Origin of the sequence: Bartonella rattaustraliani AUST/NH4 (assembly GCF_000312565.1) — a bacterium.
GTDB classification, from domain to species: domain Bacteria; phylum Pseudomonadota; class Alphaproteobacteria; order Rhizobiales; family Rhizobiaceae; genus Bartonella; species Bartonella rattaustraliani.
Window position 1 is genome coordinate 1 of record NZ_CALW02000031.1, and the last position, 19,344, is coordinate 19,344.

Annotated in this window: 16 protein-coding genes and 3 pseudogenes; 7 read left to right on the forward strand and 12 right to left on the reverse strand. The window is 37.2% G+C overall.

Going from position 1 to position 19,344, the window contains the following annotated elements; genetic code table 11:
* The 4 genes and pseudogenes from BN67_RS14125 to BN67_RS04655 form a co-directional block, all read left to right on the forward strand.
* Positions 1–161, forward strand: a pseudogene (locus BN67_RS14125) (tRNA (adenosine(37)-N6)-threonylcarbamoyltransferase complex transferase subunit TsaD); the annotation flags it as partial.
* Between the two features lie 1,246 nt (positions 162–1,407).
* A complete protein-coding gene (locus BN67_RS04645) occupies positions 1,408–1,842 on the forward strand; it encodes an EVE domain-containing protein (RefSeq protein WP_019222977.1) in 435 nt (144 codons plus the stop codon).
* A gap of 243 nt (positions 1,843–2,085) precedes the next feature.
* On the forward strand, positions 2,086–2,262 hold the full coding sequence (locus BN67_RS14130; RefSeq protein ID WP_156791631.1) for a hypothetical protein: 177 nt from the start codon (positions 2,086–2,088) through the stop codon (positions 2,260–2,262).
* A gap of 727 nt (positions 2,263–2,989) precedes the next feature.
* Entirely contained in the window at positions 2,990–3,673 is a 684-nt protein-coding gene (locus BN67_RS04655) for a response regulator transcription factor (RefSeq protein ID WP_019222979.1), read from the forward strand.
* A gap of 1,072 nt (positions 3,674–4,745) precedes the next feature.
* Here BN67_RS04655 and BN67_RS04660 read toward each other — a convergent pair.
* The 6 genes from BN67_RS04660 to BN67_RS15200 all read right to left on the reverse strand — a co-directional run bounded on the left by BN67_RS04660 (position 4,746) and on the right by BN67_RS15200 (position 10,535).
* On the reverse strand, positions 4,746–5,525 hold the full coding sequence (locus BN67_RS04660; protein ID WP_019222980.1) for a methyltransferase domain-containing protein: 780 nt from the start codon (positions 5,523–5,525) through the stop codon (positions 4,746–4,748).
* 256 nt (positions 5,526–5,781) lie between these two features.
* The gene (locus BN67_RS04665) at positions 5,782–8,250 is read right to left on the reverse strand and encodes a TIGR02302 family protein (RefSeq protein ID WP_019222981.1); all 2,469 of its coding nucleotides are present in this window, start codon (positions 8,248–8,250) and stop codon (positions 5,782–5,784) included.
* Positions 8,251–8,649: 399 nt separating this feature from the next.
* Complete coding sequence (gene lysA, locus BN67_RS04670) at positions 8,650–9,924, reverse strand: diaminopimelate decarboxylase (RefSeq protein WP_019222982.1); 1,275 nt, start codon at positions 9,922–9,924, stop codon at positions 8,650–8,652.
* A 9-nt stretch (positions 9,925–9,933) separates the two neighbouring features.
* Entirely contained in the window at positions 9,934–10,116 is a 183-nt protein-coding gene (lptM, locus tag BN67_RS04675) for an LPS translocon maturation chaperone LptM (protein ID WP_026088170.1), read from the reverse strand.
* Positions 10,117–10,167: 51 nt separating this feature from the next.
* On the reverse strand, positions 10,168–10,293 hold the full coding sequence (locus BN67_RS15195) for a hypothetical protein (protein ID WP_019222984.1): 126 nt from the start codon (positions 10,291–10,293) through the stop codon (positions 10,168–10,170).
* A 107-nt stretch (positions 10,294–10,400) separates the two neighbouring features.
* A complete protein-coding gene (locus BN67_RS15200) occupies positions 10,401–10,535 on the reverse strand; it encodes a hypothetical protein (protein WP_019222985.1) in 135 nt (44 codons plus the stop codon).
* 625 nt (positions 10,536–11,160) lie between these two features.
* On the opposite strand from BN67_RS15200, the pseudogene BN67_RS13565 reads away from it, so the two are divergent.
* A pseudogene (locus BN67_RS13565) lies at positions 11,161–12,323 on the forward strand (tyrosine-type recombinase/integrase).
* A gap of 213 nt (positions 12,324–12,536) precedes the next feature.
* Positions 12,537–12,737 (forward strand): helix-turn-helix transcriptional regulator, encoded by a 201-nt coding sequence (locus BN67_RS04705; RefSeq protein WP_019222130.1) that lies wholly within the window; start codon positions 12,537–12,539, stop codon positions 12,735–12,737.
* A 326-nt stretch (positions 12,738–13,063) separates the two neighbouring features.
* On the opposite strand, the gene BN67_RS14135 is transcribed toward BN67_RS04705, so the two are convergent.
* Positions 13,064–13,204, reverse strand: a complete 141-nt coding sequence (locus tag BN67_RS14135) for a hypothetical protein (RefSeq protein WP_156791632.1) — start codon at positions 13,202–13,204, stop codon at positions 13,064–13,066.
* Between the two features lie 222 nt (positions 13,205–13,426).
* Positions 13,427–13,747 (reverse strand): annotated as a pseudogene (locus BN67_RS14805) (argininosuccinate lyase); the annotation flags it as partial.
* Positions 13,748–13,779: 32 nt separating this feature from the next.
* Here BN67_RS14805 and BN67_RS04720 point away from each other — a divergent pair.
* Positions 13,780–14,463 carry a TlpA disulfide reductase family protein gene (locus tag BN67_RS04720; protein WP_019222991.1) on the forward strand — a complete coding sequence of 228 codons (684 nt, stop codon included), beginning with the start codon at positions 13,780–13,782 and terminating at the stop codon, positions 14,461–14,463.
* A 2-nt stretch (positions 14,464–14,465) separates the two neighbouring features.
* Here BN67_RS04720 and BN67_RS04725 read toward each other — a convergent pair whose 3' ends face one another.
* The 4 genes from BN67_RS04725 to BN67_RS14145 form a co-directional block, all read right to left on the reverse strand.
* Positions 14,466–14,963, reverse strand: a complete 498-nt coding sequence (locus tag BN67_RS04725) for a YaiI/YqxD family protein (RefSeq protein ID WP_019222992.1) — start codon at positions 14,961–14,963, stop codon at positions 14,466–14,468.
* Between the two features lie 12 nt (positions 14,964–14,975).
* Positions 14,976–15,830: a YihY/virulence factor BrkB family protein gene (locus tag BN67_RS04730; RefSeq protein WP_026088171.1), complete on the reverse strand. Its 855-nt coding sequence runs from the start codon at positions 15,828–15,830 to the stop codon at positions 14,976–14,978.
* Between the two features lie 1,274 nt (positions 15,831–17,104).
* Positions 17,105–18,037: a prephenate/arogenate dehydrogenase family protein gene (locus BN67_RS04735; protein ID WP_019222994.1), complete on the reverse strand. Its 933-nt coding sequence runs from the start codon at positions 18,035–18,037 to the stop codon at positions 17,105–17,107.
* Positions 18,038–19,065: 1,028 nt separating this feature from the next.
* The gene (locus BN67_RS14145; RefSeq protein WP_156791634.1) at positions 19,066–19,209 is read right to left on the reverse strand and encodes a hypothetical protein; all 144 of its coding nucleotides are present in this window, start codon (positions 19,207–19,209) and stop codon (positions 19,066–19,068) included.
* Positions 19,210–19,344: the final 135 nt, after the last annotated feature.

Sequence of the window (19,344 nt, forward strand, 5' to 3'; positions counted from 1 at the left end):
CCTTGTGTACTGACAACGCGGCGATGATCGCTTTTGCTGGTGCACAAAAACTCGCACGAGGAGAAACAAGTCCTCTTGATCTTGCGCCTCGCTCACGTTGGCCATTAGATGAGAAAGCAACTCCCTTGATAGGTATGGGACGCCGTGGCACGAAAGCATAAGAAAACACCCTCACACTCACTACAACAACATGTTTGTAACAAAAATCAAGGTGCATGAACCCTTTGCAAAAAATTGCAATTTTTCTATGCCAGCTTGAAACGAGCATATGGCATATATTTCTTTATTTCTGCAACGAAACTACAATTTAATTTTGGGAAAATATAAAAGATGCAAATGAATTCTCATCTTTACCATCTTTTTTATTCAATTTTACAACTTTTAAAAACGTATAAAGAAATATCTTAAAACGATGAAGATTACACATTGACACACGCGTCTTATCATTTTCTTTGAATAGAGAGACTAACCACAAAACATCATGACATTACCAATGCATGCACGCTTTCATTGCAAATACATATGCATTCAAAGAGAAATCTCTCATTGCTCAAAAAGCGCATTTCACAACAATATCTGTGAAAGAATAGACTGAAAGATCTCTTATGCATCACTCACTGCTCCATATAAATAACAATCAAGTATCACAAAACAAATCAACACCATTATTTATGATCAAAATAGGCAATCAAACTACCCCTTTCAGCTCCTACTCTTTCATTGAAACAGCTCACTAGAGGTATTTTTCTCAAGCAGTTGTTATATCTCCACACTGATGCCACTTGTTCTATACAAAAAATAGTTTTAACGCATTCACCACAACGTGAGTATGCAATAAGAGAAATTGACAACATTCAAGGCTCTCCTCTCAAGAAACAAAATGATGAATTATTATAAACAAAACATATTGCCTCTGTTCTCAACAGAGTATCAAATAATATCACTACCTTTGAAATCTACCTGTTGCCACTCCAATTTTCATCTTTAAGATTTTGGGCGTTTAATTTTCCTGCACTGTTCCTCCACTCAGCGCAGATACAGATTATTTCTCTAAATTAAAGTTAAAAAAATGACTAAACCTGCTATGCATAAGAGCAATCCATAACTCGTTTTTCAATGAATGCACATATTTTCCCTCTATAAAGTGAAAAAATAAACGACCTTCACACAATTTATGAAACAACTAAAAAGCGTAGAGCCTTAATTTTACGACAACGCAATTGTTAAAAAAAAAAAGAAATAAATCTGAAAGCTTTAACAAAAGCAAACACTCGATCATAAACATTGACCTCATTTTTAATCAAAAATCATACCTATTTCATCAAAATCATACTTGGCAGCACTCTCTATGAGAGATAAAAATACTTCTATTCTATGAGCGAGAAACAATCTATAAAAGGAGAGCGCATGGCTTATTGGCTTTTTAAATCTGAACCTCATAAATGGTCATGGGACATGCAAAAGAAAAAAGGCGCTAATGGCGAACAATGGGATGGCGTCCGCAATTATCAAGCCCGTAACAATATGCGCGCCATGAAATATGGTGATAAAGGTTTTTTTTATCACTCTAACAAAGGATTAGAAATTGTAGGCATTGTAGAAGTATGTGCTGAAGCATACCCTGATTCTACCACCTCTGACCCACGCTGGGAATGCGTAGATATCCGCGCACTTTATGATATGCCAACGCCTGTTTCATTAAAGCAGATTAAAGCGAATCCAAAACTGGAAAATATGGTGCTCGTCAAAGCTAGTCGCTTATCAGTACAACCCGTGACAGAAAGTGAATGGAAAGAAATTTGTTTGATGGGCAACCTTAAGGAAGAAAAGCTTTCATCTTAAAACAATCATTTTTGTTCGCCAATCTCTGTGCAGCAAGAGCGATTTCATAATACTAATATAATTTATAAAGATAATTTGTTATTATTGAGTTTAAATCACAACCCCTAACACCCGTAAGATTCTCTCATCACCTCTTTGATATTGAGTCAATTTTGTGCACTTGGCTTACACTATCAGCGGGATTAGCATATGGATAAAATGAGTGAGGATAAGGAGGAAAAATGTTTCTCATGAACGGTCTTCATGCAAGGACTATACAAGGGGCTGTCACAACACTATGAGTTGGTCAATATACCAGAAGCTGATAAAGAGACTAATGATGCCGGCTTATTACAGCGGAAAAATCAATCTTCTGTTGACCTGTCATTTTTTCATGCAAAATGCATAAAAAGAGCACTTCCTTCTGCCATTTTCGTTTGAGCACATTCCAACCCTACCGAAAAAATTGTATGAACTTCACCTCCACGAAGCATATTTTTGGTGCTTTTATAGAAAACTCAAAACATTTCTTGATAATCATCATTTATCTTTTTATATATCGAACAAAAGCACTTAATACTTTAAGATTGCCTCGTTTCAAACTGAATTATAGTGAATCAATCAAAATTATTCTCTTGCATCATAGGCAAGATTAGCATGTGCAAAAACTATTTAAGAAAAGCGGAAAAGTGTCTCTTTTGAGCCGTCTCAATGCAAGGGTTGTCACAATATTCATAAACGAAAAAATATAATAATGGTGTTGGCTTTTTACTTTCATAAAAAAAACACACGAAAGGATTATCATTGGGTGTCGTCACGCGTTTTATACTAACCATCTTACACTGCAGCACAAAGACAAAAGCAAACGTGAAAAGGAGTAATAACATTACGCCCCTCTCTAAAACAACCTCTATGTCCTAAAGGTATGAACGATCTCCTCCGATTGAAAAGCAGAAACATCAAAATGCTTGACAGCACAAATGAGCGATTTTGATCAACACGCAAAATGCCCCACGTACTATTATCTATTTTCTAGCAAACAACCATAGAAGCAACCAAAATGCATTTTTAAAAACTTTCTTGTTTTAATTTTTCTTGCATACAATCTCATTTTTCATGAAACTCTTTTCCACCAATCGCTGCCTCAATATAGCTTATAAGGAAAACAATGAGCCGCTATACCCTTTTAATCGTTGCAGAAGATAATGATCTACGTCCTATTTTGGTACAACAACTTCAAATACACAAAGAGTTTGAAGTTCTCCAAGCAAAAACAGCTGAAGCAGGAATAACAATAACCCAAGAAAATAATATTGATCTTGCTATTTTGGATATTGAATTGTCTGATCTTGATGGCCGTAAAACAGTTGAAAAATTACGCTCTCAAGGATTTCGCGCGCCCGTTATCATGATTTGTAATCATGATACAGATTGCGATACCCTTTTAGATCTTGAAACAGGCGCCAATGATTATGTAATCAAACCCTTTCGCTTTGCAGTGTTGTTGGCACGGATTCGCGCCCAATTACGCCAATATGAGCAAAGTGACGATACAGTTTTTTATATCGGTTCCTATAATTTTAAACCCGGACAAAAACTCCTCATTGATCAACACAACAATGAAATACGTCTCACAGAAAAAGAAGCAGCAATTCTTAAATATCTCTATCGTACTCATAACCAAATCGTTAGTCGCGAAACATTGCTAAAACAAATTTGGGGTTACGATGAAAATATTGTCACCCATACCTTAGAAACGCATATTTATCGTTTACGAAAAAAAATCGAAAAAGACCCCTCCAATACGCAAATTCTTATTACCGACCAAAACGGCTATCGCTTAAATCTTTAAAGCTTCTCCAACACTTCAAAAAATAACTTTGATAACATCATTCTCTCTAAAAAAATGAAATGAGAGAAAAGAAAAATGATTTATAAAAACAATTCATTATCTTTCAACCTAAATGAAAGCTTTAAAGAAAGAAAGATTCTCTCATAATCAACACCCCTTTATAGTGAACCGTTTGCTTAGCATAACAAGCAGCATGGATGTGTGAATAAAACATTGAGAAAGAATGGGATATCTCTTTCATACACGATCTCAATGCAAAACCAATTGTCGTCTTAAAACAGCAGATATTGATAATGCACCTGTACCGATAATGGCACTTGTATCTTACATAACAACATAGTGATTCATAATGATAATTTTTCGCTATCGAACCTAAATCATAACCCCGCAACTTGTAAGATTTTCTCATTTCAAATCTGTTCATGTTGAAGAAATTTTATTCACTTGGCTTACACTATCAGCAGGATTGGCATATGGATAAAATGAATGAGGAAAGGAGGAAAAATGCCTCTCGTGAACCGCCTTCATGCAAGAGCTGTCGCAATCTCATGAGGGAAGTAAATATACCATGAACTGGTATTGGGAACTAGCAAAGAGAATGATGGTACCGACTTTTACAACACCATGAGCTAGTAAAGATAATGCTGCCGGCTTTTCACCTTTATCAGCGTGAATATGATGAAGCGCAATAGATTTATCAGTATACGGGATTTATCGATATACAATTCACTCAAACACTGCTGCAAAAGTACTTAGGAGCTCTAAGAGATGCCTTTTTAAAACAAGCCTGTGAACATGCAACGTGGGTAGCGCTGTATTTTGCGTGAAGGTCGTGCCCCCATTAAGAACGTGAAAAACAAAAGCGTGAAGCAATGCGGTCTCTTCATGATCTCAAAGACATAACAAAAATGAAAGACATGGAAAATACAATAATCTTATAGATTTTACGTTACACCCCGTCATTCAGATAAAAGCAACCATAGCATTAAACACATCAATAAAATAATAGCGCCCACACGTCTTTTTCATGTGTAAAAATACGCGTCTTTTGCATGCATAACAATAGTGAGATTCAATGGATTACATTTCCTCTACAGCTTTTCTCGACGGAATTGAAAACACGGCGAGAAGAACACTCATATGCTTGTGGTGATAATGCAGGAATAAAAACACGCCGCGACTGACGGCGTTGTACAAGCAATCCCTGATAAACACGTTTTTGTGCCTGACACATTAAAAGCCCACCAAAGTAAGGCAAAAGATGACGTGCAAACGGCTCATAAAAAAATGAGAACAACCGCGAAACATAACCAGTAGAAGGTGTATAATACACCATTTCTTGTACTGACCCTGAAGTAAAATTTGTTTTTTCAAACAAACGAGAAATTTGTTGTCGACTATAAGGCTCACCATAACCAAAAGGTGTGCAAGCATTACGTGCCCAAAAACCAGAACGGTTAGGAACAATAACAATCAACTGACCATTGGGTGTTAAAACACGCCATATTTCATTGAGTGTTTCAAAGGAATTTTCTGTATATTCAAGCGCATGTACCAACAAAACACATTCAACCGAAGCATCAGGAAGAGGCAAATCCTCTTCAAAAACAAGCGCTGTTGCAACCTGATCCGCACAAGGCCAAGGAGAGGCACCTTGAGCAGCAGGCATAAAAGCAAAACATTGCTGTGTACGTGGACGCAACGTAGAAAGATAAGGAAGCGCATAACCAAAACCCATCACCCGTTTGTCAGCAAGATCTGGCCACCATAAATTTAATTGGTTACACAGCGTCTCTTGTACACGCAGTCCAAGTGCAGAAGCATAAAAATCTTTTAGTGTGACTATATCCAACTCAACATACCGTGTAGCAACAAATTTTGAACATCACAGGTTTCATATACCCCATTTATATGGACTTATGCCTCTTTTTCACAATAGAAAAAACTTTAATTTTCCATATCGTAAACGCAAAAAACAAAAAAGCTATACGAACATTTTACAATCACTTCATCAAAAATGCCTTGGTAATATTCTTTCTCTTTGAACCTTATGCTTTCTAAGACTTCCAATGCACTTCTTTGAGAGCAATTAAAAGAAAATGGAATGATTAATTAAAATTCAGCAACCTTTCAAGATAGTTTTTTTCTACCTCTAAGAGATGCTCCTTACCAAGACGTTTACGAATTTCTTCTAAAATCTGCCGTGCACGCATCTGATCATTTTCTTGCTGTATAATTTCACCGTCTTTTCCTTTTTGATCTGTTTGTGAAGAAAGTGGGCGTCCTAATGGATCCTTCGCACCAGAAGTAGCATTTTGATTGTCTCCGCTTTCTTTAAACATTTCACGCATTTTTTCTAACGTATTTTGTGCGCCTTTCCGCAAAGCTTCTAAAGCATCTGCTTGATTTTGCATAGACGTTTTACTATTTCCCTGATCAAGAGCATCTTTTGCCAAATTCATTTTTTCTTCTGCTTCTTTGAATGCGCTATCTGGTTCAAGCCCTTGTGCTAACAATTCTTTTTCTAACATTGATAATTCAGACTGCAATTCGGCCTGACGCTTTTTTAAAGCTTGGCGTTTTTCTAAAAATTGCTTTTGCTCTTCCGGTATATTCTTATCCGGTTGCTGTTCACTTTCTAGTTTGTGTGTTTCATTGAGAATTTCTTGCTGACGATGCAGAAAATCTCCAAGCTGATCCATTTGTTCTTTCATTTTTGCGGATTGGCTTTGATCATTCTTCCCATTTTTCTTGCCCTTTCGAACATGCAAATGATCAAGAGTATTTTCAATTTCTGCCAACAATTGCTCCGCTGCTAAAGAAGAACCCGTTTTGGCCATTTCTGCAATTAAATCCAATTTTTTTTCTAATGAATCCTCTGAAAGATTAGGATGATTTAGATTTTTATTTTTCCGATTATTGCCCTGTGCTTTTTCAGTGTTTTGTGATTTTTCAGCCAAAGCGTGAATATATGCATCCATAGCTTGGCGTAAATCTGCTACAAGACGTTCAATTTCTGCGGCTGAAGCACCATAACGAAGAGCATCACGCAAAGCAGCTTGTGCTTGTTTTAAGTTTTTCTGCACAGATTCGAGGTCATTGTCTTCAATACCCAAAGCAATCTGCCATAAATAATCAATAACACCGCGCAAATCATCCTCTGTCTTGACCATAGAAAGCTTTGTCCATGCGCTCTGTAACACAAGAAAATGTGTGAAATTTTGAATCCCCTCTTTTGGACGCACAAGTAATGCAGCAAGCATATCAAGTACACGTTCTTGCGCAGAAATATCAAGAGCCAGTAAACGACGCAGTTCAATCACTGCCCGCGCAACAGGATTCGAAAAAATACGCTGCGGTAATGTCATAACGAAAGTTTTGCTCCGCGCCTTATGCCCTGCACCATCTTCTGCCACCAAAGTTATTTTGACTTGTGAACCAGCCCATGGATGAATGGATACATCTTGTACAGTCCGCATTTTACCTTTTCCACTACGCGGAAGAAGAAGCTTTATTTCAGGTGCCTTATAAAGCGAAGAAGCATTTTTATTCCGATTTGAAAAAGGCTCTATTTCAACAAAAGCCTTTGTCACTCCATAATCATCATCCAGCGCATACTGAATTTCTAAAGAACCCGTCAAAATCCGCCCTGGCTTTTCCACCCAATTAACTGTTGGAGGCTGATCTTTCATCACCTGCAAATGCCACTTTTGTTGCTTAAGACGTGATGAAACAAAGAGATCTATTGAATGTTTTAAATGTGTTTCAAAATGAACAACAGGGTCATTTAAAACCGTTTTTTCATTTTTCTTTGAAAACAACACTTCATTCGCATTCTCTTGAGAGATTGCCTTTACTTTAATGCCAGCACCATTGACAACACGTACCATCAAGTTACTGCCTTCAGGAACTGTCAAATGTGTTTTCCCATCTTTTGTTAAATAAAGAGGTGCAACACCGGTATAAGCAGGTGGTGTTACCCAAACATCAATGCGCATTGACTTTTCATCAACAACAGGATGTAAATCAAACGCATCTGCTAAACGTCCTCCCTGTGATCCGAAAGAAAAACTAAAAGCACATACAACAAGAAGCACACAAACAGCTCTCAGAGCAAAAGGATCATAAACCGCACTATTGGGATAAAAAAATCCAGTTTTTAAATGATAGAGTTGTTTTGCCATGCGGCGTTTATGCTCACGCCAAACAACTGCACTAAAATCTTCATCATTTTCAAAACATAAACGATCTGTTTGAACGCTTAGAGGCTGATTCTTAAGACCATTTATACGTTCAAGCCGCTGATAAACTTCCCTCATTGTGGGAAAGCGAAAACGAAGAAGAAAAAATAAACTTCCCACAGCAGCAAAAAGCAAAAATACAAGCAAAAATAAATGTATCCAATAACCTAGGATCCTAAAAACACCAAACCAACTTAGAGAACAAAAAAAACTAAGAACCAATAAAAATGGTAACAACCGCACCCATATCCGCTCAAATGAGAGGATAAACCACATCAAAATGCGCACACACAAAAGCTTTATGGCTGCAAAACTTCCGATGTTTTCATTTTTCATAGACAAGTATTTGTCCCCTTTTAGTCGAGTGAATTGAGATCTTAACCTTCTCCTTCACCTCTTAAAGCAAAGATCTCCCCTCCCACCAGTCTAAAACCAGATGGTTTTTTCTCAGTTTATTGCACTTGCTGACCATTTATGAAATTTATTTCATAGGTTTGCCAGACAAATTCCACCCTGAATATTTTCCAGTTTTACACTTTTATACTTGGTGACTGCAAAAGAAAACTGAAATCAGACAAAAACAACATTGTATTTTTAATATGCATGAATATACCTTATAGCACCACAGCGAAAGAAAATGTTTGAAAGCGTGCATGAAGGATAAAACGCACACAAGACAATTTCTAAAAAATAAATTGTTTCATCAAAGTTTAGTAAAAATAAGACCAAGAATAATTAACAACGCTCGATCCAATCTGGAACATGGTCGCATCCTATCAATTGTTCATAATTAAGGCGTGGACGAATAACTGCATAGCGTGTTTCTTGGACGAGAACTTCTGGAATTAAAAGTCGGCTATTATAGGTGCTTGCCATCACAGCACCGTAAGCACCAGCCCCCGTAATCGCTAAAAGATCACCGGGTACCAAAATTGGCACAGAGCGATCTAATGCTAAATAATCGCCAGTTTCACAAACTGAACCCACAATATCTGCACGAATAAGCGCTGCATCTTCTGATGCTTGTTTCACAAGCCTTACATTCTGCCAAGCATCATAAAGCGTTGGCCGTATCAGATCATTCATCGCAGCATCCACAATAATAAAATTCCGCCCTTCCCCTTTTTTCAAATAGAGAACAGAAGTCACCAAAACACCAGCTTCACCAACAATGCTACGTCCTGGTTCCACGATAATATCAATTCCTAAAGGGACAATATGTTTTTTTACAAGCGCTGCATAATCAAAAACAGAAGGTATCGCCTGTTGTTCATGACCATATGCAATACCAAGCCCGCCACCAATATCGACATGCGTTATCGCAAAACCATCGCTCCATAATTGACGCACAAAATCTGCCATAATAAGAAATGCTTCTTCAAACGGTTTTAAATCACAAATCTGACTACCAATATGCATATCGACACCGCACACCTGCAACCCAGATAAAGAAACTGCTTTTTGATAAGCCTCTCTCGCAAGCAACAGTGGAATACCAAATTTATTCTCAGACTTTCCTGTTGTAATTTTTTTATGAGTCTTTGCATCAACATCTGGATTAATACGCAATGAAACACGTGCCGTTTTTGAAAGCGCAACAGCACGCTGTGACAATTGTTCGAGTTCTGGTCCTGATTCAACGTTAAAACAAGAGATATCTTGAGCAAGAGCAAAGTCTATCTCTTTTACTGTTTTGCCAACACCAGAATAAACAATACGGTGTGCAGGAATACCAGCGGCAAGTGCACGCCGCAATTCACCCTCTGAAACAACATCTGCCCCCGATCCATGCGCTGCTAAAAGCCGTAAAATTGCCTGATTAGAATTTGCTTTAACGGCATAAGCAATCAAACAACGCATTCCTTGAAAGGCATTTTGATAGTTTTTAAAACCTGTAAGCAATGCATTTGCTGAATAACAATAAAAAGGTGTGCCCACAGCCTTTGCAAGAGCAACAAGCGAAAGACCTTCAGCATGAAGAATACGTTGATGATAAGAGAAAAAATGCACCCTTCCCTCCTACTTTATCAACCGATCAAGGATAAAAGGTTTATCTTCTTCCTTTTTTACGACAGAGGCTTCCTGAGCAGGCTTTTCCACACTTGGCAGTGGTGGCATCTCCAGTGGTCCTTTACGTCCACATCCCACGATAACAAATCCCCAAAAAAGGACAATTGTTAAATTTTTTAAAATCATTTTCATCTATCCTTTTTCTCCTATCAATTTATGTTGTTGGACTATAAAGACGACCATTCAAGCTGTAACAAGGTGTTTTTTCCAATAGACAATTTGATAAGGTATTTCTGAAGGTACCGAACCGCCAAAACTTTTACGGCTTTTAACTGATTTTTCAACCATTAAAACATCAAAAAATGCCACGGGAATATCTAAATCTATCGTCTAAAGCTCATTCAATGACAATTCATTAATAAGATGAATTGCTTTTTTCTGCGAATGCCACAGCACTTTCGGAAATACGGTATGCTTCACGAAAAAAAGCCCCTATTAACACACCAGCCCATCGGTACATGTGTTACGGTTGCACAATAAGAATCAGCTGCTTGTTTCATCGCCTCTTTATGAACTTCAAGCTCACCCGTAATTTCTGTCATTGCTGCCAATGATCATTCTTCATTCAAAGCCCTATCACATATATATTCTTTATCTTCTTGCCTATCTCTTGAAGAAGCAAGCTAAAAACCTTTCGTTAACAGCCCAATCAGTGCACCATTGAGTCATACGCCTTATTTAATAATCCACCTTTGGCACTTACAACTTCTACTGCATCCAAAGCTTCTTCTTTTGTGGCATCATGGATACACCAATTAAAAAGCGTACAATCAACAGATAAAATAAAAATATTCACTTGCTGCTAAAAGGGTAATTTTTTATGTCAAACACGAAAGAAGCATCACACAAAGAACATCTACACTGAAAAACTCCAAGGCAAAACCACACTCTGAAATACTATCAATGAAGTTACGTGTTTGTTCTCAAAAGCCCAACCGCTTTTGTTGTCATAACTTCTGTTATCATAAAATGACCAATTGGAAAGCTTGTTTCTTTCACAGGCAATGCATTGTTTCATAATGGTTTTTATCGTTTATCACCTTGAATCACACCCCCGAATACCCATAAGATTCTCTCATCTCAAATCACTTCATATTGAATCAATTTTATTCACTTAGCTTTATGCCATAAGCGGGGTTGGCAGATGGGTAAAAATTATAGAGGAAAAGAGGAAAAATATCTCTTATGAATCGTCTTAAGTGCCAAGGGCTGTCGCAACATTGGGTGCTGGTAAAGTGAATGATGGTACCGGCTTGACCCTTCATAAGCGTAAAGATGGAGGTGCTCAATGGATTTATCGTTATACAATTCATGGGCGCCGTCGTGAAATGGGCTTAGGAGCCTTGAGAGATGTTTCTTTAAAACAAGCCCGTGAACATGCAACGCAGTGGCGTTCTGTTTTACGTGAAGGACGTGCCCCCATTAAAGAACGTGAGAAACAAAAGCATGAGGCAATGCGTAATCTTCATTCTCTCAAAGACATTGCTTTAGACGCTTTTGAAAACCGTAAAGCTGAATTAAATGATGATGATAAATCTGGAGATTGGTTTTCATCTTTACAACTTCATGTACTCCTTAAATGAGGCTGTCTACCCATTTCAGAAATCACACAAACAGAGATACGCAATACGCTTGCCCCCATATGGCATACAAAAGCAAAAACAGCAGAGAAAGCCCTCATGCGTCTTAATCTTTGTTTCAAACATGCGGCTGCATTAGGATTGGATGTTGATTTACAAGTCACAGCCAAAGCACGCGCCCTCTTAGGGAAACAACGCCATAAAACTGTTAATAGACCTGCAATGGATTGGAAAGATGTGCCTGCTTTTTATAAAACACTTTGCCAAACAACAACCCTCCCACAATTGGCTTTGCGTTCGCTTATCCTTACCGGCGTTCGCACCAATCCTTTACGTCATATTCGTGAAGATCAAGTTGAAGGAGATATATGGACTATACCTGCTGAAAATATGAAAGGAAAATATGATGCGACAACAGAATTTCGTGTTCCTTTATCATTAGAAGCACTCAAAGTGATAGAACAAGCGCGCTCTCTCACACGCAATGAGTTCCTTTTTTCTACCTCCGGTCATGGTCCTCTTGCAGACACTTGTATGTCACAATACATGAAAAAAACTGGTCTTGATGCCTGCCCCCATGGTTTTCGCTCTAGTTTACGCAATTGGCTCGCTGAAACAACCGATGCCCCCTATGAGGTCGCTGAAACCATTCTAAGTCATACAGTAGGAGGACAAGTAGAACGTGCCTATCGTCGTACTGACTATTTAGAACAGCGCCGTGTCTATATGGATAAATGGGCTGCTTATGTCACCGGTTAAACTTAAGAATATGGAGTGCAATACCCCTAACCTGTGGATAACTTTTTCTCTCTCTTTTCTCATATTGTGTCATTAAGATTCATCAAGATTCAATGTTAAAAAACATGATAAAAGACTGTTTTTTATAGATAATATTACTTTTCAATCCCGCAGAAATATGGTTAATAAGTGCTCATGATTTGTTTACAATTTGTGTTCTGAAAGGATTTTTAAATGACCGAAAATGATACTCTTCTTACAGATCGTGAAAGTGCAAAATTGCTCCATATGAGTGTTTCAACATTCCGCCGTCATGTGACAAACGGTGTTTTACCAAAACCCTTAAAGTTTGGTTTTTTGTCGCGTTGGTTACAATCTGATCTTCACGGTGTGATAGAGAAAGCAAAAAACAACCGTAGCAACAACGCTGCATAAAAAGAAAACCTTGTCACGTAAGAACGGACAAGGCTCTTCATTAATCGACAAATTATGAATAGCAAAATCCGTCCTGTGATGCAAGATCTTAGGACGAAAATATATCCTTATGACATGTTGCGGACATGTCACAGGGAAGCAACCTCTAAAGATGATTCATTCATTTGCTCAGTCATCTCACACATCCTTGATAAATCGCAACCAAACATTACAGGCTGTGCTGACCATAGCTGTGCCGATCGTAAATGCATAAAGCTTGGTATAATGATATGTTGTCTGCTCAAACCAATAATTTTTCTATGCCAGCAGCTTTTCTATGAATGTTTTTAAGCTTGTGCTATTCTCGCTGTCGCCTCACGCACCAACAAACGAAAATCAACAGCAAACCGATCATTGCGTAAACATGCCGTATGCAATAACAAGCTAATACCGTCATTTTCTTTACCAGATCCTAATATATTTACCAACTCATGGCGTTGCAACAACCTTCACATGAAGGCGGTTCATGAGAAGCATTTCCTTATATTCTCCAATAATTTCTACCCTTACGCCACCCCCACTGATAGCATAAACCAAATCGACTTAACATGAAGAAATTTGAAATGAGAAGATCTTACAATATTCAGGTGTATGATTCAAAATGAATAACGACAAATAGTCGTTATAAATCAATATTATTTGATAAAATCCCCTGCGACAGAGCCAATGAATTCACAAAATCCTACTTCAATATTCGTATGAATATCTGCGCGTTTTCGTAAAAAAATAAATGCACCTCTTTTAATTTTTTGACGAATAAATTTTAAACCACGAACAATTTTTTCATCATCTGGTTGTGAAATAATCCTCGTTTGCGCTCACATTGCAGCATGAACAAGAGAACTGTCAATATCTTGTCGAGAAAGTTTTTGATCAAAATCAATTGAGGCATTAATTTCTTCCATAATTGTAGAAAATGCTATTATAAACTTGCCACTCTTTATTTGATTCTTGAATTTCTCATTTATCATTTCTGAAAAGACCCATAAAAAGGATAAAAATGATGATCCCTCACACATTCACCAAAAGAAAAATACAGCTTTCTATTGTATCCTTTATCATTGCTTTAAGCTTATACACAATAATCAACGACCATAACAAAAGAGGGGACTTCTTTTCCAATTTCATTTCAACAGCAACAGCACAAGAAACAAATACAGAAAACACACATGCGGAAAAAATAACAACCATCAAAGCAAACGCAAAAGGTTTTTTTACCCGCATACGATTTGCTAACAAACCCTATGATATGAACCAACTTTCTTTCAAAGATATTCAGGGAAAAGACTACAAACTTGCTGCATTTACCGGCAAACCGTTGCTCATCAATCTATGGGCTATTTGGTGCGTACCTTGCCGCACAGAAATGCCTGAACTTGCACAATTAAAACGTGAATTGGGTGGAAACAATTTTGATGTCATCGCTATTAATACCGATAAAACGGCTTCTCCTGAAAAAATTCAACAATTTTTAAAAGATGTTCATGCTGATAATCTGCTTTACTATCGCGATGAAACAATGGATATTTTTAACAGCGTGCGAAAACAAGGACTTGCTCTAGGACTTCCCATAACACTTCTGGTTGATAAAAATGGCTATCTCCTTGCCTCATATAACGGCGCAGCTCCATGGGCTAATGACGATGCCAAAGCGCTTATAAAAGCTGTCATGAAAGAGGAACAATAATCCTAATAACCGCGCCTTTTTAAACGTTGTACAACCAAATCTAATGCTGATAAAAAAACAGAACGATCTTTGCGACAAAAAGGACGGGGACCACTTATCATCATGTTGCCCTGTCCTCGCAAATCTTCCATCAAATTGCGCATTGCCAAAGCGTGACCAATTGAGCTTGCATCAAAAACACGCCCCGTTGATGAAAGACAAATACCCCCAGCCCGTACAACACGCGCTGCCAAAGGGATATCACTGGTAATAACGATACCTGCCTCATGCACATGTTTTACAATCCAATCATCTGCGCAATCAAGCTCATCAGCCACAATCACTCTTTCAAGAAGTGCTTCATCTGGCAAAACCAAAAAACGATTTGCCACAACAAATGTTTTGAGTTGATAACGATTCATAACACGATAAACTTCGTCCTTTACAGGACAAGCATCCGCATCAATAAACAAAGTAATCGCTGGTTTTATTGGTGAATTTTTTTCTAAATTTTCAGACAATAACAGGCTCTTTTATTTACCTGAATGTTGCAAATGATTGCGATAAAACATGATCGCCGCATTTATCTCGCCGCCAAAAATAAAAATCGCACTTAAAATGTAAAGAAAAATAATAGCAACCATAATAGATGTTAAGCCTGCATAAGTAGAAATATAGTCAAACATTGTCAAATAATGCGCAAAAGCAATGGACGCCATAAACCATACCGACATTGTTACGACAACCCCTGGTAAAATATCGATAAACTTCCGTCGCTCTGCTGGTAGCCACTTATGGACGATTAAAAGGCTAATAAAGAGAACAACAGCCGCAATAGTATAACGCCATAAACGAATAATACCGATATATTCGGTAATGAAAAAAGAATATTTTTGCATAATTTTGATCATCAAAGGTGCTAAAATCAGCAAAAAGCTGATAACAATAAGACCAAAAGCTCCAAGGAGCACAAAAAATAAACTTTGAAAACGACAAAACAACAAGCTCCGCTGATCAACAACGCGATAAGCTTTATTCAAAGCCGCACGTAAAGCCTCTATCCCATTAGAAGAAAAATAAGCCGCTCCAATAACAGAAAGCGTTAACACACCGCCTCTCTGAATAGTTAAAACATTGACAATTTCCTGAGATAAAGGTTCGGCAATGACATCTGGCAATAACTGTATCAACGCTTTAATTTTTTGTGGCGTGTATGTAAAAGCACCAAGAAAACTCGCAAGAGATGCCCCAAATATAAAAAAAGGAAAAAATGCTAAAAGCCCTGAAAGCGCAACATGACTCGCAAAAGCATTTCCATTATCACGCCAATAATGGCTTACTGCATTAACAAAAATACGATAGCTATACCAAAAGATATTTTTTAACAAACCACAATACTTTCTGGCCACACCTTCTCTTGTCTATACAAGTTTCATCAAAACAAATTGCAGAATTTAACAACAAACTTCATACAGTATAAAAGACAACCACGAATATGGTCAAGTCTAACTTTATAGCAGAACTGAAAAAACGCCTGAACAAATTCAGCTCATTAAAAACAAAAAAACAATAAAATGAGTAACCTATTCATCGATCGATATTATCGGTCAAACAAGATATATACATCGATATAAATTGCGTAAAGCAAGATGTGGTATTTGTTGCAAATTTAAACACATACCAAATGGCTTCTTTGATCTTAGATAAAAGAACATATTAATTTATAAAGATAATTTATCTCTTGCACATTGAATAAGACTCCCGAATCTTGAAAGCTTCTCTTATCAAAAATCCTCTCATATGAAATCAATTCAAATTACTTGCTTGTACATCATAAGCAGAGCAAATATATATATATAAACGAGTGAAGAAAGAAGGAAAATGCCTTTAATAAGCCGCCTTCATGCAAAGCTCTCTCACCCCCCTTATCTGGTAAATATATTGGAAGCTGGTAAAGGCAATGAGTGTGCCAGCATAAGCTTCATAAGTGTAAAGTTGTACCTATATAAGCGTAAAAATGTTAGTTCTCAATGGCTTATCGTTACACAATTATAAACACCACCGTGAAATGAGGGCTTAGGAGCAGATATCTTTCTAAAATGTATATGAAAGAGAAAAACAAAACATATAAACAAACCAAACAACAACGTTCTGCACTTCTATTATAGTTTCCAGCTCATAATATTGCGGCACCCCTTGATAAGAGGTGTAGTCCTATGAAGAACATAATAAACAAAAGCATGAAACAATGTGAAATATCTATTTATTGAGAAGATGTGACTCTGGACAATTTTGAAAATCCTAAAACGGAATGAAAAAGAGAAAGGTTAAGAAAATTTTGTTTGTGCCTTGATGTCTTTATATTCTTCTCCACTGATACAAAACAGTGCAGAAAACAATCAAAATATAAACATAGATGAAACGATCCGCGAAACAGCCCTCAAACTAAAGCGAAAATTGTACTTTATAAAGTTTTACAATCGCTTATTTTAAAATTTCTCCTTTATATCTTATGATCTTTATGTACTACAGAGAACCACAGATGATAACCTACTCTCCTAAAACTTCTTGCCCCTATTTACACGCAAGAAATTGCCTTTTTCCTTTACGAGCAATCCACAACTGAAAAAAGAGAGATTTCTAAAAAAACAACGCAAATCTTCTACCGATCTTCTTGAGAAACACTATGACGCCCAAAATCAGGAGCATCAATCTCCTGTCCAGCTTCAATAATATTACGACGTACAGCGCGCGTACGCGTGAAAAAATGAAACAGTGTATCACCATCGCCTAAACGAATTGCCTGCTCTAAAGAAGAAAGCCCCTCACTAAAACGGCTTAACATTTCTAAAATAGCCTCCTTATTATGCAAACAAATATCGCGCCACATAACAGGATCAGAAGATGCCAAACGCGTAAAATCACGAAAACCTGAAGCGGAATAAGCAATCACTTCTGAATTTGTCACCTTTTCCAAATCACTCGCCGTTCCAACAGTATTATAAGCAATCAAATGCGGTAAATGCGAAACAATAGCCAAAACAAGATCATGATGTTTAGGATCCATTTTCTCAACACGTGCCCCACAAACCTCCCAAAACGCTGTTAACTGCGCGACAGCCTCAACATCACTTTCAGCAAACGGCGTTAAAATACACCAGCGATTCATAAACAAATCAGCAAAACCAGCATCCGGTCCTGAATATTCTGTTCCAGCAATCGGATGACCAGGAATAAAATGAACTGATTTTGGCAACAAAGGCGCCATTTCTGCAATAACCAACGCTTTTGTAGAACCAACATCACTCACAATCGCTCCAGGTTTTAAATGATTATGAATGGTTTTTGCTACTTCTGCACTTGCTCCAACAGGAACAGAAACAATCACCAAATCTGCTCCTTCAACAGCTTCTGCACTATCAGTCGTATAAGAATCTCCAAGTTCCAATTCATGCGCTCTTTTCAATGTTTCTTGACGACGCGTTGCAATAGAAACATGCGCTGCAAGATTTTTCTTTTTAATCACACGTGCTAAAGAAGAGCCAATAAGACCAATCCCAATGAGTGCTATTTTTTCAAACCGAATATGGAGCATCTTTCACCTTTTAAGACTCTTTAAAAAATAGCAATTTTTCTGCCTATCTTTTCAAGAGTTATGTATCAAACATTTTAAAAATCACAACCAATAAGACAAAAAATAATAAAACCACGTGGGCGCCCCAATCATCACCTTTGCAAACTACCAACAGATCACTTTTACCTGGAAAGTGCACTCAAAAAATGAATCACAAAAGCAATTACCAGCCCTGAAACATATCAATTCATTGCCCTACAAGCATACATAAAAGCAAAAAACACTTAAATCCTCTCACAGGTTATTGACGATAAAAACAGCCCACTTGCATAAAACATTCCCAACTCTTTTATAAAACTTCTCAAAAATGTAAACAAAATGACTCTCTCACACAATAGTTGAAGCACACTTTACGCCTCAATTTTAAAAGCAACGCATTGATTTGAAATAATAAATAATCATTATTCAACTTAAATTATGACTCTAAATATTGTAAATTTTCCCATTTAAAATCTGTTCACGATGAAACAATTTTAAGCGCTTTCTTGCACGCCATAAAAGAGGCTGGCGTGGAGTATAAAACTACAGAAAAGGAAGAACGGTGCCCCTCATAAAGCGCATTCATGCAAGGTCTGCTGCAACGGAATGAGCTATTAAATATACCACAAGCTGGTAAAAAGAATGATGGTGTCGGTGTGTCACAGTCGAAATTAATATAAATTTTTCAAATGTGGAAAATGCCACCAAACAACTTATGCAAAAAAATACCCTATAGCTTTAAAAGCATTTTTTCTCTATACTCCCACAATCGCGTTAAACCATAAATCATTCTCATAGGAATCAAATTTATTTTAACAAACCAAGAAAAAATAATATCCTTAAGAAAAGGAAGAAACTCAGCACAAAAATAGCATTTATCTTGATCTCAAATACCTCTCAATGAAAGCCTAATAACTTTTTACAACGGTACTTTTCACAACGGCACTCACGCAAGAATGCGTGCAAAACCCATTGCATACTCTCATATTCCAGTATTTTCCAGTAAGCAATTATACAGAAATATAAGAGGCAATTTTCTTTACCAATGTAAAGAAAAAGACTAATGCCTCTGTTATAACCGGTGCACTCATAACGATGAGCACAACCATTATAGCCAGTACTTTGATTATATTTTCTACTTCTAATGTTACCATTTCATGCCCTCAAATAGCGCATAAGAAGTATTTTCAGTTGGCCTTAAAACGGTTTTATGCACACAAACTCTCCCATGCATAAAATGTGCAACGAAATGATTGATTCATCATGAAAAAAGAGTTGAAATGAAGAGA